At 68.6% G+C, this 15,761-nt stretch carries 12 protein-coding genes; 9 read left to right on the forward strand and 3 right to left on the reverse strand.

Annotated features, from left to right (window positions below; all coding sequences use genetic code 11):
- Nucleotides 1–263 precede the first annotated feature (263 nt).
- Both ACFW5B_RS11880 and ACFW5B_RS11885 read right to left on the reverse strand, forming a co-directional pair.
- Nucleotides 264–656, reverse strand: coding sequence for an ATP-binding protein (locus ACFW5B_RS11880; RefSeq protein ID WP_386437071.1), 393 nt, complete (start codon nt 654–656; stop codon nt 264–266).
- A gap of 550 nt (nt 657–1,206) precedes the next feature.
- A complete protein-coding gene (locus tag ACFW5B_RS11885) occupies nt 1,207–1,332 on the reverse strand; it encodes a hypothetical protein (RefSeq protein ID WP_386437074.1) in 126 nt (41 codons plus the stop codon).
- Between the two features lie 633 nt (nt 1,333–1,965).
- On the opposite strand from ACFW5B_RS11885, the gene ACFW5B_RS11890 reads away from it, so the two are divergent.
- From ACFW5B_RS11890 to ACFW5B_RS11930, 9 genes are all read left to right on the forward strand, one after another.
- On the forward strand, nt 1,966–3,411 hold the full coding sequence (locus ACFW5B_RS11890) for a glyceraldehyde-3-phosphate dehydrogenase (protein WP_386437077.1): 1,446 nt from the start codon (nt 1,966–1,968) through the stop codon (nt 3,409–3,411).
- A 968-nt stretch (nt 3,412–4,379) separates the two neighbouring features.
- Nucleotides 4,380–6,206 carry an asparagine synthase-related protein gene (locus ACFW5B_RS11895; RefSeq protein ID WP_386437080.1) on the forward strand — a complete coding sequence of 609 codons (1,827 nt, stop codon included), beginning with the start codon at nt 4,380–4,382 and terminating at the stop codon, nt 6,204–6,206.
- Nucleotides 6,206–6,475: a lasso peptide biosynthesis PqqD family chaperone gene (locus ACFW5B_RS11900; RefSeq protein ID WP_386437083.1), complete on the forward strand. Its 270-nt coding sequence runs from the start codon at nt 6,206–6,208 to the stop codon at nt 6,473–6,475. The genes ACFW5B_RS11895 and ACFW5B_RS11900 overlap by 1 nt, the downstream gene beginning before the upstream one ends.
- Nucleotides 6,472–6,915 (forward strand): lasso peptide biosynthesis B2 protein, encoded by a 444-nt coding sequence (locus tag ACFW5B_RS11905; RefSeq protein WP_386437086.1) that lies wholly within the window; start codon nt 6,472–6,474, stop codon nt 6,913–6,915. The genes ACFW5B_RS11900 and ACFW5B_RS11905 overlap by 4 nt, the downstream gene beginning before the upstream one ends.
- A 62-nt stretch (nt 6,916–6,977) precedes the next feature.
- Nucleotides 6,978–8,798 (forward strand): ABC transporter ATP-binding protein, encoded by a 1,821-nt coding sequence (locus ACFW5B_RS11910; protein WP_386437089.1) that lies wholly within the window; start codon nt 6,978–6,980, stop codon nt 8,796–8,798.
- Nucleotides 8,799–9,762: 964 nt separating this feature from the next.
- Nucleotides 9,763–10,356: a LuxR C-terminal-related transcriptional regulator gene (locus ACFW5B_RS11915; RefSeq protein WP_386437092.1), complete on the forward strand. Its 594-nt coding sequence runs from the start codon at nt 9,763–9,765 to the stop codon at nt 10,354–10,356.
- A gap of 112 nt (nt 10,357–10,468) precedes the next feature.
- Nucleotides 10,469–10,705 carry a hypothetical protein gene (locus ACFW5B_RS11920; RefSeq protein WP_386437095.1) on the forward strand — a complete coding sequence of 79 codons (237 nt, stop codon included), beginning with the start codon at nt 10,469–10,471 and terminating at the stop codon, nt 10,703–10,705.
- A gap of 251 nt (nt 10,706–10,956) precedes the next feature.
- The gene (locus ACFW5B_RS11925) at nt 10,957–11,547 is read left to right on the forward strand and encodes a hypothetical protein (protein WP_386437097.1); all 591 of its coding nucleotides are present in this window, start codon (nt 10,957–10,959) and stop codon (nt 11,545–11,547) included.
- Nucleotides 11,548–11,995: 448 nt separating this feature from the next.
- Nucleotides 11,996–14,851, forward strand: a complete 2,856-nt coding sequence (locus ACFW5B_RS11930; protein ID WP_386437100.1) for an ATP-binding protein — start codon at nt 11,996–11,998, stop codon at nt 14,849–14,851.
- A gap of 157 nt (nt 14,852–15,008) precedes the next feature.
- Here the strand turns inward: ACFW5B_RS11930 and ACFW5B_RS11935 are convergent, their stop codons facing one another.
- Nucleotides 15,009–15,695, reverse strand: coding sequence for a LuxR C-terminal-related transcriptional regulator (locus ACFW5B_RS11935; protein WP_386437103.1), 687 nt, complete (start codon nt 15,693–15,695; stop codon nt 15,009–15,011).
- Nucleotides 15,696–15,761 lie beyond the last annotated feature (66 nt).

Consider the following 15,761-nt stretch of genomic DNA (forward strand, 5'->3'; position numbering starts at 1 on the left):
CAGGCCTCATCACGGGCGCCACAGCGGGTGAACGCTCAACGCACCGGGCCGAGCGGAGGCAGCGGGCGCCCCTGCCCCTCATCGGCGCACCACCCGTGAGGGAGTTGACCGCAATCAGCCCGACGACAGCACCTGCTCAACGCCACGGGGAACCGGAAACTCCGCAAAAAGGGAGCCGAAACCGGCGAACCCACGAACCCGCGAACCCACAACGCGCGAACCTCTGCGCCTGCGCACCGGCGAATACCGCACCCGCGGCACCCTCACTCGGCCTCGCCGTCAAACCTGAGAGGGACGGTAACGGTAATGGCCTTACCATCCGCAGCGGGGACAATCACCACACAGGACGTGAGTTTCTGGATCATCGGCCACCCATATCCGCCGACCCCGTATTTCTCGGGTCCGATGGCCGTAGCAGGGTGACGGGGGCTGTGATCGGCAACGGTCACTTCCAGAAGACCGGACGCGATCCGGGCGGAGAATGCAGCAAGACCCTCGCCATGGCGCTGGGCATTGGTCACCAATTCCGAGGTGACCAGCAGTGCGTCGATCATGGCGAGTTCACCGACCCGCGGGCGGTGCGCGTTGAGCAGCTCCTGCACGCGGTCCCGCGCCTCCGCCGCCTTGTTCACCGGGGTCTGCTGCGTGCCCGTCACACCTCTCACCTCACGCCCGATCGACCACAACGCTGGAGCTCACCCGCCGCCCCCTGCGAGGGCCACGCAAAAGGCTACTTCGACGAGAAGGTTCTTTGACGGCTTCCCCGGACCGCGAACTTCACGCAACACTCGCCACGATCCAGCATCACGACAGCGGCTCAGCCTCAACCTCCCCACCAACGACGTGCAGCGGAGAGCCGGTCACACCACGCCTCCCGTGAAAGACATCACAGGAAGGACGCCACAGGGGCCGCACCACGGAAGCCCCATGCCCGCACCGGCCACACACCACCTGCGCCACGGCTCAACCAGACACGGAACGGGCCGCGACCTCTCCGGGCCAGCCGCCCCCTCAACGCCACATCACCGCGCCACTGGACCGGTGCACCACTGCACCAGGCAGCGGCCACAACCTCCCTCACACCAGGGGAAATCCGCCGAAATAGACCCCGACCTGATGCAGGTGGTCGGCGCCGGCCTCCTGCCCGGCGCTCTCGAAGTCGGGCGACCCCTTGATCTCATCCTTGGTGCGCCCTGCATAGACCTTCTACTCCTGCTGGTCGATGCCGGTCACGATGCCGGCCGGCAGCACGACGCGCCGTCCGAGAATCCACGGGCCGGTATCGACGACAAGGTGCGCGGAATCCACCTCGTCAGAATGCTTGTCGACCATGCCGATACTCCCGTCGACAGCTTCGACGCCGAACCCCGCACGGACCGTACCCACCCATCCACGCCAATGGCGGAGCCGGCACCACACCGCCACCCACCGAAGCGAGCACCGCGATCCCCGAAGAGGCCGAGTACCTCCCGGCCCCCTCAGCACGAAGAGCATCAGCGACGCCCACTCCCGCTCGCGGCGTTGCCGCCGCAGCACTCTCCCCGGGGCGCCACGCCTCCCACCCATCCCGCGCACCACCCCGACCGACCGGCCGCCGGTCCGCCCCACCACTCGCCGCCCGAACCGTCACCACGAGTGAAGGCGGCGTGGCGGCCCGCACACCAACACTCGGCCACCCCGCCCCGCCCCCGACCGGCACGGACGCAGGCACGGGAACGGACACAGGCACGGGCGCGTGCAGAGGCAGGGGCGACACCGCCCCCTGTCACGAGAATCACACCGAGCGGGACAATTGCCCCATACCGTCAAAAGCTCGGAGCCGGGACCCCACGCCGCACCCCCCTGCCCTGCACCGACGCCCCGGTCGCGCCCGACCAGCGCATCCCGCTCAGGCCGGGACCCTTTGAATGATTAAAGTGGCGGGGCGCTAGCATATGAGCACCGCCTAGCTCGAAAGATAAGCCTGTGACTGTCAATGACGACTCGTTCACCAACTGGAAGACCCGTGAGGAGATCGCGGAGTCGATGATCCCGATCATCGGGAAGCTGCACCGCGAGCGGGATGTCACGGTCCTGCTGCACAGCCGCTCCCTGGTGAACAAGTCGGTGGTCAGCATCCTCAAGACCCACCGATTCGCCCGGCAGATCGCCGGTGCGGAACTCTCGGTCACCGAGACGATGCCGTTCCTGCAGGCCCTCACCTCGCTCGACCTCGGCCCGTCCCAGATCGACATCGCCCTGCTCGCCGAGGCGTACCGGACCGACGACCGCGGTCTCTCGGTGGAGGAGTTCACCGCTGAGGCCGTCGCCGGCGCCACGGGTGACAACAAGATCGAGCGCCGCGCGCCGCGCGACGTCGTGCTCTACGGCTTCGGCCGCATCGGCCGCCTCGTCGCCCGCCTGCTCATCGAGAAGGCCGGTTCCGGCAACGGCCTGCGACTGCGCGCCATCGTCGTCCGCGGCGGCGGCGACCAGGACATCGTCAAGCGCGCCTCGCTGCTGCGCCGCGACTCCATCCATGGCCAGTTCCAGGGCACGATCACCGTTGACGAGGCGAACAGCAAGATCATCGCCAACGGCAACGAGATCAAGATGATCTACTCCGACGACCCGACGTCGGTGGACTACACGGCGTACGGCATCAACGACGCCATCCTCATCGACAACACCGGCAAGTGGCGCGACCGCGCGGGCCTGTCGAAGCACCTCCGCCCCGGCATCGCCAAGGTCGTCCTGACCGCACCGGGCAAGGGCGACGTCCCCAACGTCGTGCACGGGGTCAACCACGACACGATCAAGCCGGACGAGACGATCCTGTCCTGCGCCTCCTGCACCACGAACGCGATCGTCCCGCCGCTGAAGGCGATGGCGGACGAGTACGGCGTCCTGCGCGGTCACGTGGAGACCATCCACTCGTTCACGAACGACCAGAACCTGCTGGACAACTACCACAACTCCGACCGCCGCGGTCGCTCGGCGCCGCTCAACATGGTCATCACCGAGACCGGTGCCGCCTCCGCCGTCGCGAAGGCACTGCCCGACCTCAACGCGACGATCACCGGCAGCTCGATCCGCGTCCCCGTGCCGGACGTCTCGATCGCGATCCTCAGCCTGCAGCTCGGCCGCGAGACCAACCGCCAGGAGGTCCTCGACTACCTCCGCGACGTCTCGCTGACCTCGCCGCTCAAGCGCCAGATCGACTTCACCACGGCCCCCGACGCGGTCTCCAGCGACTTCATCGGCTCCCGCCACGCCTCGATCGTCGACGCCGGCCCCACCAAGGTCGAGGGCGACAACGCCATCCTCTACCTCTGGTACGACAACGAGTTCGGCTACTCCTGCCAGGTCATCCGCGTCGTCCAGCACGTCTCCGGGGTGGAGTACCCGACGTACCCGGCTCCGGCGGTCTGATCTCGGAGCTGTCTCCGCCGTCGCCCGGCCCGGTGGGTGGGCGGCGGTGGGGCGGGAACCGATCCCCGGTCGTCGTCCCGCCTTCACTCGACGCGCACGCGCGACGGGCCCTTTCGCTGCATGAAGGCGACGGGGCCTTTCGCCGTTCGGCGTCGAACTGCACCTTCCGGTCCGGCCGATCGGGCCCCCGCCCGCGTTGCGTCGCCGCCCCTTTCGACCACCGGATCGAGGCGCGCACCCCACGCCTGTAGCGGACTCCCGGACAGGCCCGTTCCATAAGCGGCAAAGTCCGGCGGCTGTACGGCCCTTGGGCATTGGGCATTGGACAGAAGATGTCCGGCTGCTACCTACCCGGGCCGGCGTCGAGAGCCGCCGCCCGCGCGCCGTGAAGTACCCCCTGTCCTGCCGGTCCGCGGCCCCCGGTCCCCGGTCCCCAGCCCCAGGTCTGCGACAGTGACACAGCCCCTCCCCGAAACGTCTCGTAAGCCCCGGAAGAAGAGTCAGAACCCTGACATCGCTCATGTCAGGAGAGTGCCCTGCCGGATGGCCGGAGAGTGACACGGTGATGGCGAGGGAAGCTCATGCTTACGGCACGGAATTCCGCTGGAATGTCATATCTTTCGCGGCTGCATTCGCCGTAACCTCAGTCATGTGCGAGGTCATCAGATCCCGCACAGAATCCGAGCACAGGAGGTGAACACCATGTACTCGAAGCCCAACGTGGTGAAGATCGGTGAGTTCTCCAAGCTCACCATGCACAGCCGTCCCCGCCGGAAGGACAAGGGGCACCGCCGGCGCCCCAAGGGGATTTTCCTCTAAAACTGAGGTGTGAAGGTGGCGCGAGTGAAGTATTCGCTCGCGCCACCCGGCCTGCAATCTCAAGGAGTGCTCTGCTTCGCCCCGTGGGGCCCCTGATATCAAGGAACCCACTAGGCGTCAGTAAACAAATCTGGACGGGGAATTCTTTTATGGATCAGTTTGACCGTGCGGGTGAATGGCTCGTCGTCCTCCCCGACCACGTGGCGTCAATCGTCCTCGCCGACAAGCTGGAACCCGCGCCGCAGCGTGTGCATCATCCCTCCGGCCGACCGTGGCTGATCGGTTCCTGGGAGTCGGCCGACTTCCGCATCGGTGAGGCGGGCACCACCAAGATAGCGACCCTCGGGTTCAGTTCCGCCGGCCCACAGCGGCTGGCACAGCTCGCTGCCCGCACCCAGCGCGTCACCGACCTCGACAGCCTCGGCACCAAGCTTCCGGGCTGCTTCCACTTGCTCGCCACCGTCGATGGGGCCACGCACGCGTACGGGACCCTGTCAGGTCTGCGCAAACTCGTGTACGCGCGAGCGGGAGACGTGACCGTCGCGGCGACCCGGGCCGACGTGCTCGCGGCACTGACCGGCGCCGACGTCGACGAGGAGCGGCTGCTGATGCGGCTGCTCGTCGCCGAGGCCGTCCTGCACACCGTCAACACGCCGGTATGGCGCGGGGTGCAACTGGTCGATGAGGACAGCAGTATCACCTTGCACCGCACGGGCCGTTCCACGGTGACCCGGCGGTGGACCCCACCGCTGGACAGGCTGCCGCGGAAGCCGGCGGCGGAGCGGTTGCGGCAGGCGCTTGGGGACGCCGTCCAGGCCCGTGTCGACTCCGGGCTCAACGTGACCTGTGACCTCTCCGGCGGGCTCGACTCCACCTCGCTGTCGTTCCTGCTCGCCCAGACCTACGACCGGCCGCTGACCACTCTCACCCAGGGAGCGGCCGCGCCCGGCGATGACGACCCGATGTGGGCTGACCTGGCTGCGGAGAAGCTGCCCGGGATCAAACGGCTGATGCTCACCTTCGCCGACCTACCGACGCATTATGAAGACGTCCTCGACGGGGTCAGGCTCCCCGGAGCCGGCGAAGAACCGTTTCCCGGCATCGAGGACCGGCCGATCTACCGGCGGATCGCGGCGCTGCTCGGTGCGGAGGGCTCCCAGGCCCACCTCACCGGCGAAGGCGGCGATGAGGTCGTCCAGGGTGGCTCAGCGGGGGTGTTCGACATGTTCCGCACCCGGCCGCGCGTCGCCCTGGCCTACCTGCGCGGCTACCGGGCCCTGTACCACTGGACCTGGTCCGATGTGGCCCGCATGGCTTTCGATCAGCGGCACCCGTACCCGGCGTGGCTGGCCGCCCGTGCCCAGCGCGTCACCACCCACCACCTCGACGACGAGAGTTCCCCCCTCATCCAGATGCCGCCGTGGGCGACCGCGGATGCGGTTGCCGCGATGCGGGACCTGCTCGCCGACGAGGCCCGGCGTGCCCGTCAACACGGGCACAACTGGACCGCACATCACACCATTTGGGGGATCCGGCTGTGCGCCGGCCTGGCGCGCCGCACCATCCCGCTGTACGCCGCCGAAGGGGTGCGGCTCACCTCCCCCTACATGGACGATGCGGTCATCGAGGCGTGCATGTCCGCGCAGGCGCACGAGCGCCGCACCCCCTGGGAGTACAAGCCTCTGCTGGCTGATGCGATGCGCGGCATCGTCCCTGACCAGTCGCTCGCCCGCACCACCAAAGCGGAAGGGTCCCCGCTGGAACATGCCGGGATCCGCACGAACGTGGCCAAGCTCGCGGCGCTGTGCGAGGACTCGCGCCTGGCCGCCATGGGTCTGATCGACGCCGACAAGCTCCGCGCGGTCTGCACCACCTTGCAGATGCGCCCGTTCACCCCGTATGCGATGTCGATGACCTTCAGCTGCGAACGCTGGCTGCGCGACCTTGAAACCACCACCCCCGTGGAGGCTTCCTGATGTCTCTTCAGCTGCCCGATCATGTGTCGGTGACCCACACCGACGACGGCGGGGTGCTCTTGGACGAGCGCACCGGCGAGTACTGGGAGATGAACCAGAGCGGGGCGGAGGCACTGCGGAAACTGCTGGACGGCGCCAGCGCGGAGGAAGCCGCGCAGGCACTGATCGCTGAACTGCCACCCGGTGAGATCGGTCTGGAGGCCGCGGTCACCGATATCCGGGAACTCCTGGCGCAGTTGACCGCGGCGGAGCTGGTGGTGACCGCGTGAGCACCCCCGAAACCCTCTTTGAGATCAGCGAACCGGTCCCGCTCCGCAGCCGTCTGGCCGCGCGGTGCACTGTTGCCGTGGCTCTGGCACTGGCGCGCCTGTCGCCCCGCCGTATTCGACGCGTACTGGTCGTGGTGCGGGGCGGCGCCCGACCGTCCAGCTACGATCAGACTCGGGCCGCACGTCAGGCTGTTGTCGCGGTCAGCATGATCTGCGCCGGGCAGGGTTGCCTGGCCCGGTCGATCGCCACGGCTCTGCTGTGCCGGCTGGGCGGGCACTGGCCGGTGTGGCGGGTCGGAGCACGTACGTCCCCGTTCGGCGCGCACGCCTGGGTGGAGGCGGAGGGCCGCCCCGTCGCAGAAGGCGACAACATCACCGGGTTCCGGCCATTGATGACCGTAGAACCCCGCCTGCACGCCCACTCGAGTACGTTCCGCTGAAGGCCCCGGCCGAGCCCAGATATGCGCCAGGCCGAAGATGCCCGCCGAGGAGATAGCTTTCCGTGTTCACCAGCTTGCGACCAGCCCGCAGAAGCGATGCCCTGGACTCCGACGACGCCCTGGACAACGAGCCGGAGGACGAGGCGGAAGAGCCGTTGCGGGTCGGTCTGCGCGACCTGTTACGCGTCACCCGCGGACACCGCAAACCGATCGTCGTCGCCCTGGGGTTCTCACTGATCGCCTCAGGGCTGGGCCTGGCACAGCCGATGCTGGCGACCAAGACGATCCAGGAGTTCTCCGGTGGCCGCCCCTATCTGATCCTGGCGGTGCTGCTGGGTGTGCTGTTCATCGTCGAGGCCGTCGTTGCCGGGATCGCCTCCTACTCCCTCGAACGGTCCAGCGAGGGGCTGGTGCTGGGGCTGCGGCTGCGAATCATCGACAAGCTGCTGAGGCTGCCGATGCGGCGCTACGAATCCCAGCGGCTCGGGGACTCGCTGTCCCGCACCACCAGCGACACCACCATGCTGCGGGACTCGCTGGCCTACGACCTGTCGGAGGTCGTCGTCGGCCTGTTCGTCGTCGTCGGCGGCGTCGCCATGATGCTCTGGCTGGACGCGGCCCTGTTCCTCATCGTGCTGGTCATCGTCGGTGTGATCGGCGGGCTCACGATGCTGCTGCTCGCCGGGATCCGCAAGGCGGTCGAAGACGCCCAGGACAGCCTTGGTGGCATGTCGGCCGACCTGGAACGAGCCCTGTCGGCGATCCGCACCGTCCGCGTCATGCGCGCCGAGGACCGGGAGAAGGAACGGATCGGCCAACTCGCGCGGCAGGCCTATCAGCAGAACCTCCAGGCCGCCAAGCGCGACGCCGTCATCGGGCCGATGATGACACTGGCGATGCACGGCTCCATGATGGTGGTCCTGGTCATCGGCGGAATCCGCGTCGCCAGCGGAGAAGCGTCCCTGGCCGGCCTCGTCGGGTTCCTGCTCTACATCACCTACATCTCCGCGCCGGTCGCCAACATGTTCGATGTCATGGCAACCCTGCAACGGGGGCTCGCCGCCTTGCAGCGCATCGAAGAAGTCACCCAGCAGCCCGGCGAAGCAGACCGCGCGCCGGCCGCCACTGCGTCGGCCGAACCTGTGAAGGCCGCGGTGCCATCGGCGAGCGGAACCACACCGGCCGTGGAGTTCCGCGATGTCACCTTCAGCTACGACGAGGGCCGGCCCGTACTGCGGCAGGTGTCGTTCACCGCTCCGCGCAACGCCCACGTGGCACTCGTCGGCCCGTCCGGGGCGGGAAAATCCACCGTGTTCGCGTTGCTCGCCCGGTTCTACGACGTCGACCAGGGGCACATCCTGCTCGACGGCACCGACATCACCAGCCAGATGACCCTCGACGAGTGCCGCTCGAAGATGAGTCTGGTCGAGCAGACCGCCCCCGTCATGCACGGCACACTCCGCGACAACATCACCTACGCCCGTCCCGGAGCCACGGACGAGCAGATCCAGCGCGTCGTCGAACTCGCCAGCCTCAACGACCTGGTGCAGCGGCTTCCGCAAGGGCTGGACACCGCTGTCGGAGAGCACGGTGACATGTTGTCAGGCGGTGAACGACAGCGCGTCGCGATTGCCCGCGCACTGTTACCGGAGCCGAGTCTGCTGCTGCTCGACGAGCCGACGTCACAGCTCGATGCCGCCAACGAGGCGGCCCTCACCCGCACCATCGCGCAGATCTCACGCGAGTGCACACTCCTGGTGATCGCGCACCGGCCCTCCACCATCCGCGCCGCCGACACCGTCATCACCCTCGACAACGGCCACGTCACCGCCACCGGGACACCCGACGAGATCGGTGCAGAACACATTCTCGCGCGCGACTGACCTGTCCGCGAAAGTCCCCGATACCACCGGACATGAGACAGGACGGTCTCCTGTGCACCCCGGTGCCCACGGGCGTGAGGATGGCGCAGAACAGGCGGCCAGCAGTTCGACATGGACCACTACTGCAATTACCATGCAGTAGCAAAATGTGCACAAGAGTAGCCGAACTCTGTTCCAAAAAGCCGAACCGGCGCCGGCCGTGCGTCTGGACAATGTCCCGGACGCTCCAGCCGCAAGCCGCTGGCAAGAATGGACCTATCAGCGATACAACATGGGCCGATGTCCCAGCGGGTCCGCAGTGGCGGGCCCGCTGGGGCGTGAAGGGCTGCGTGATGATGTGCGCGAGTAGTGGTCACCTTCACCGGTGACCAGAACGGGGCGTTGACCGTGGACGAGACCGAATTATCGACGAAGCGTCTGTGTGCGACCGGGGGGCACCCGGCCCCCTTCGGCCCACAGGGCCGGCCACCATCGGCGGACCATCCGCAGCCATCAGCGGCAATCATGAACTCATGCCGCTCACCGCTGAACAGAACAGGGCAGCTGCGCACCCCCCGGACTTCACCGCCACCGAGCTCAGTGTGGGTGGACCATTTGATCGAGAATCCGCCTGCCCCGGTCTCTCGCCGGCGTCACCTCACTTCCCCGGCGACGGGTCGCCGGGTTTGCCGGCGAGGCCAGGGAGCTGTGGACCAGCTCGTGCACCGCGCCCGGTTGAGTCGTGAAGCCGACCTCGCAGACAGCCCAACGGCCTGGGCCCCGAAGCGGCCACCGTCATTCCTGAGCAGTCATGGCGCCCCTGCCCCCTGCTTTTCCTGAAGCCTTCTGCCGCAACGTGTATGGCCGGGCCCTCCTGGCGTCCTGACCGAATGCGAGTTCGGTCGTTCACGCCCAGGGAGCGGTCCCCTCATTCGTGGGCCCGGTCTCCGTCTCATCCGGGAGAGCTGCCCCTTTGAGTGCTTCCGTGCTGGTCATTCATAGCGCACCGGCCTATCGCTACGGCCTGGTGCACGGACTGAAAGAACTGGGGATCGATGCCAGCGAAGGAGAAACAGTCAAAGCTGCGGAGCAAGCCGAATGGGATGTCTGCCTGCTGCACATCCCCGCCGACGACACCTCCCCCCTCGCCCAAGTACGGCAGGCCGGGGAAGGCCTGGTCATCGCGCTGGTGGACAGTCTCACCGTCGACAACTGCCGGGATGCGATCCGCGCGGGGGCGAATGGAGTCGCCCCGCACGATGCCGACTTCGACGACATCGTCGAGGCCCTTCGTCTTGCGCAGTGGGGAGAGATGCGCGTACCCCTCGCCTTACTGCGGACGCTGGTCGACACTTCACCTGTCGCCCCGAACGGACTGACCCTCAGCCAGTCGGAGACCGACCTGGTACGCCAGCTCGCGTCTGGACGACCCGTTGCCGATATCGCCGCCGACCTGGGCTACTCGGAGAGGCAGATGTACCGGTTGGCACGGGAAATCTATTTCAAGCTCGGCGCCAGCAACCGCAGCGAGGCCATTGCCACGGCAGCCCGATGGAGACTGCTTGACGATGCATCCTGAGGGCCGATGAGACCAAAGGCGGCGACGGCCGCTCTTGCGACGAGGCAGGCGGCGGGCCGCTTCAACAGCGTGCCTGAGAACGTCGGTCTTCCCCCGGGGCCGCGCCGCGCAGGTGAACTCCGCCGCCAATCCGACCTTCGAGGCCTACGGGCACCTGCTCAAGACGCCCGAGAACTGGGCTGCCCTGGGGTGGGCCATCGACCAGCAGCACTTCCTGACGGCACTTGAGGACTGCCGCCGATTCCGCAACGGCCTGATGCACTTCAGCCCCGACCCCGTCACCGATGACCAGTTGCTTCCGGCGCAGGGGCTCCTCGAACTGCTGCGTTCCGTGGATCCGCAGATCTGACGTCACGAGGTGCGGACGGCGGCGCGGTGCCGAGGGACGTCCAGGACCGTTCCACCCAGGACGCACGCGCCCACGGTGCCGCTCACCGTCGGCACCCTCGCGCCTGCGCTCCTCGATACCGGACACCACTCACATAGCCACCAATCTCAACAACCCAACTCATCAATGCAGTTAAAGGAATACGATCCATTCAGGGGAGCGCTACGACGAGTGCGTCCCACGGGTGGAGGGGCGCCGGCGCCATGAGAATCATGGATCAGCTCAGGCTGCAACGAGAAGGAACGGCACGGAAGGACTGCGCCGGCACATGCTCAGGTGTGCAGTCCGCGGGTACGGCGGACGTGTGGCAGGTTCGACTGCCCGGGCGCCCTCTGCTGACGATCCACGACACTCGGTGGGACAACGGAGAGCGCGATCTCGTCCTGTACCAGCCCGCCGTCGTGCCCGAGATGCCGGCGCCACTGTCCAATCTTCACAATCGGCGGCGGGCCGGCATCCAGCCAACCCCAGGGAGAGAGCTGCGGATCATGGGCTGGGTCGCCGTCCCCGGCGATCGTCCCCGTTTCAAGAAGGCGTTCACCACGGCCACGTTGGCCGACGTATGCGGCCTCGACGACCTGCGCCACCTGATCACGCGTCCCGGGGTAACCCTGGACGCAGCGTTTAGCCGGCCGGAGCCACTCCTGATCGATCTGGAAAGACCTCAGGACACAGATTCCCTTCAGCATGCTCTCTACTTCCCGCGGCACGATGCTGAGACGCCAGTCATGTTCTTCATCTTGAGCCGTATCGCACCCACACTGCGCCACATAGGCTGGCTGCCCGATCTCGTCCGGGCGTAGTCGAGGCTCGTTCGAACGACACTCGGCACGGTCATGCGCCGGCGGCCGGCGGTACAGCCCGCCGGGGCGGCGGGCCGTGCTTCGGCGCGACGCGACCTCCCTGTGGACCACCCTTCCGTTCCCGAGAGTTCGGCGTGGCCCGGCAAACCGTCTTTGCGAGTGTGCCGCGTCCGGATCCAGAGGAGCGCTCTCCGCCTTCTCCGCGGCGGACACCGACCGCACCGGGCCGGGTTGCCGGAGTGTGCCCACCGACCGCCGGCGAGGCGTGCGGAAGCCAGTCACGTGCCGGCGATCGGGACCACCTCCAGGCCGCCCCGAAGCGCTCCCGGCGAGATCGCGCGCGATCGAGGAACGCCCCCGTTGATGCGTATGATCGGACAAGAGCGACTTGTTCGATTCATGCCTTCCGCCGAGGCCTCTGTGTGGCGGGGCAGTAACAGGAGGAGCGGTGGCCGTAACTCCCGGGCGGAAGGCGGAGGGCGGGGCTTCGCTCGTCGGGCGAGAGCTGGAACTCGCCCTGATTCGTGAGCATCTGTGCGGGGCGGGCGAGGGGCGGGCGGTGTTGCTGCGCGGAGTCGCCGGTGTCGGGAAGACCCGGCTGATGTCTGCCGCGCTCGCCGAACTGGGCGTCGGTGCTCGCGTCCTCACCGTCAAGTGTCAGGAGAGCGGTGGCGCCGCCTACGAGGCGCTGCGTGAACTGTTCGCCCCGCTCGGCCTCACCGGCGGCGGCGCGAGCCACCCCCTGCTCGCCGGCAGTGCCGCGCTCGCCCTCCCGGCTCTCACGGCGGGTGGTGCCCCAGATGGCCAACCGGCCGATATGTACGGCGTCATGCACGGCCTGTACTGGCTCACCGCCTCGCTCGCCGCCGAACGGCCCCTGGTCCTCGCCGTCGACGACCTGCAGTGGTGCGACGAGGCATCGCTGCGCTGGCTCGGCTTCCTGCTGCGCCGGGCCGAGGGGCTGCCGGTCGCCCTGCTCCTCACGCTGCGCTCCGAGGTCGAGCACGCGCGTCCCGACATGCTGGACGAGATGGCGGACGTCGCCTCCTGCCTCACCGTCGACGTCGAGCCGCTCACGGACGACGCCGTACGCGACATGCTCGCCGGGGCCCTCGCCATCACGCCCGATCCGGCCCTCGTCGAACGCTGTATGGAGCTCACCGGCGGCACGCCGTTCCTGGTCCAGCTCGTGGTGCACGAGCTGAGGGAGTCCGCGCCGGTCACCGGACTCGGCGCGGCCGCGCTCGGAGACGTCCTCGGGCACGGTGCGGTGGCGCGCTTCCACCTCGACCGGCTCACTCCCGAACGGCTTGCCATGGCGAAGGCCCTCGCCGTTCTGGAGTCCGACGACATCGAAGCCGCCGCCGCGCTCGCCGGCACCACCCCCGGCCCCGCCGCCGGCGCCGTCGACGCCCTGCGCGCCGCCGGGCTGCTGCACCCCGACTCCCTCGCCTACCGCCACGACCTCATCCGCCAGGCCGTCCTCGACGGCACCCCCGCCGAGGAACGTCTCGCGCTGCGCGAGCGCGCCGCCCGCCTGCTCAACGACTCCGGACGCCCCAGCGACCAGGTCGCCGTCCAGCTGATGCACCTGCCCGAGGTGCCCGAGCCCTGGATGGTCACCGTCCTGCGCTCCGCCGCCCTCGGCGCCGAGCAGCGCGGCGCCCCCGCCACCGCCGGCCGGTACCTCTCCCGCGCCCTGGGGCACGACCTCGACGACATCGAGCTGCTGTCCGCCTCGGCCCGGGTCCTCGCCCACACCGACCACCCCACCGCGCTCAGCCGGCTGGAACACGCACTGTCCCTCGCCACCGACCCGCGTCTGCGCTGCCGCCTCGTCCTGCAGTACGTCATCACCTCTCTCGGCGCCCAGAACTCGCTGCGCGCCTTCGAGTTGGTGGGCGAAACGCTGCCCATGGTCGAGTCCGGCCTCGGCGACTCCCCGGAAGAACAGGCGCTGCGCGCTCTCGTCGAGGCGATGGCGCTGGTCTCCGGTCTCGACGAGAAGTCCACCGTGCGCCGCGTCAGCGAGCGGTTCCGCGACCGTGTGGCGCCGCCGGGCGAGACCGCAGAGGAGCGCCTGCTGCTCGGCATGCTGTGCGCGCTCGGCACCCTGGAGGGCCGCCCCGCCGCCGAGCTGGTCCCGATGGCCGAGCGGGTCCTGCGGGTCGGGGACGTCTCGCTGGGCGGCTGGGGCGCCCTGGGCGCCAGCCTCACCTTGTATCTCGCCGACGAGGTCAAGCCCGTCGAGGGCGCGCTCACCGCCCTGCTGGAGCACGCCCGGAAACGCGGCCAGGCCTGGAACAGCGCCCTCGCCTCCACCACCCGGGCCCAGGTGCACATGTGGACCGGCAACATCTCACTGGCGCTGGCGGACGCGCAGTTCGCCTTCGACCTCGTCCACCGCGACCTGCATGTGAAGAGCGCCGTCGGACCGCACTGCACCCTGGCGGACGTCCTCGTCCACCGTGGCGACGCCCGCCGCGCCGAGGAGGTGCTCGACCTGATCCGGCGGCCTCGCCTGGACCAGTTCACGCTGGAGTCGCACACCTACCTGATGAGCCGGGCCCGTACCCGTGCCGCGCTCGGTGACCCGGAGGGAGCCCTCGGCCACCTCGTGCGGTGCGGCGACAGCCTCACCGAGGCGGGCGTCAGCAACCCCGTCCTGGCCCCCTGGTGGTACGACGCCGCGCCACTGCTCGCCGAACTGGGCCGGCACAGCGAGGGACGCGACCTCATCGACCGCGTCGCGCCTGCGGTGGAGCGCTGGGGCACCTCCCGGGCTCGGGGCATGCTGGCCCTCGCCCGCGGGGTCCTCACCCCCGGCGACGCCGGCATCGACGAACTCGCCGAGGCCGCCCGGCTCCTCGACGGCAGCCCGGGGCGCCTGGCGCACGCCCGCGCCGAGTACCTGCTCGGCCGGCGGCTGCTGGAGCGCGGTGCCGCCGAGAGCGCGCGCGAACGGCTGCGCCGCTGCATCGACATCGGCGTACTGTGCGGCGACCGGCTGCTCCTCGACCAGGCCGTGCCCGCCCTCGGCGCGGCGGGCGGACGGCTGCGCCGCGGTACCGAGTCACCCACCGACGCCCTGAGCGGAAGCGAACGCCAGGTCGCCGAGCGGGCCGTCGCCGGAGCCACCAACCGGGAGATCGCCGAGGCCCTGTTCCTCACCCAGCGCACTGTGGAGTTCCACCTCACGAGCGTGTACCGGAAGCTCGGTATCCGAGGGCGCCGCGAACTGGCCGCGGTTCTCGCCGATGACACCGCCTCGGCGGGACTCCGCCGCTGGACGGCGCTGCGCTGAAGGAGTTCGGCGTCGGTACAAGGTGGACGCCGAGAGCGACGCGGAGTGCGAAGCCGCCCTCCCGGCCGGGCCTGGAAGGCCGGGAGGTTCGACGCGCCACGCGGAAGGCCCCACCGCGGGGGGCGGCAGGGCCCTTCGAGGGGTTCGGTGACCATGGTCAGTCGGACACGAACTCCGGGCGCACCCGCGGGGGCCACTGACCGAGGGCGAAGACCCCCAGGGAGTAGCTCTTCGATATCAGCGCCGGCCGGTTGGTCACCTTCATCTTCCGCAGCAGCGAGGAGACGTGGTACTCCACTCCGCCGCGGCTGAGAAAGAGTTTCGTGGCCAGCTGGCCCGTCGACTCACCCGATGCCACACCTTCCAGGATGCGGGCGTGCATGGGACTGAACAGATTGCGCCGTGCGCCGGCGAGTTGCGGACCGTTCGCGGATTCCTCCGGGTCGACCAGCACCAGGATGCGATCGACCCGGCCGGCCCCATTGCGTACGGCGATTCCGGTCATCTCACCGCGGAACACGGCGTCCTGCGCGCCCACCGCCACCAAGTGGGCGACGAACCGAGGATTCTTGCCGTCCGCCAGCCGGTTCAGCTCGTTCCTCAGATTGCTTTGCACGCTGGGGTGCAGGAGTTCACAGAAGTCCTTTCCCGTACCGTGCCCGGGGTGCCAGTCGAATTGGCGGGCGAAGGGTCGGTTGGCCGCCACTATCCGGAATTCCAGATCAAGGTTCGCCGTGCAGACGAGGGACCGTTCGAAAAGCGCTAACTCGCTGTCGACATCCGCAGACAAGTTGCGCGACGCTTCGGGGAGGATCTCTGGGGATTTCAGGCCGGCGTTGTTCATGGGGGTGGGCCACTCTCTCTGAGCACTCATGACCAGTGGTGCATCCCGCAAGGGGGAGTGTTCCTT

It is taken from the genome of Streptomyces sp. NPDC058773, from assembly GCF_042746015.1.
In the GTDB taxonomy this organism is placed as follows: Bacteria; Actinomycetota; Actinomycetes; order Streptomycetales; family Streptomycetaceae; genus Streptomyces.

Coding starts and splice junctions, on each gene's coding strand:
- ACFW5B_RS11935 (WP_386437103.1), bottom strand. CDS start 15,695: ATGAACAACGCCGGCCTGAAATCCCCAGAGATCCTCCCCGAAGCGTCG.
- ACFW5B_RS11925 (WP_386437097.1), top strand. CDS start 10,957: ATGGATCAGCTCAGGCTGCAACGAGAAGGAACGGCACGGAAGGACTGC.
- ACFW5B_RS11885 (WP_386437074.1), bottom strand. CDS start 1,332: ATGGTCGACAAGCATTCTGACGAGGTGGATTCCGCGCACCTTGTCGTC.
- ACFW5B_RS11900 (WP_386437083.1), top strand. CDS start 6,206: ATGTCTCTTCAGCTGCCCGATCATGTGTCGGTGACCCACACCGACGAC.
- ACFW5B_RS11895 (WP_386437080.1), top strand. CDS start 4,380: ATGGATCAGTTTGACCGTGCGGGTGAATGGCTCGTCGTCCTCCCCGAC.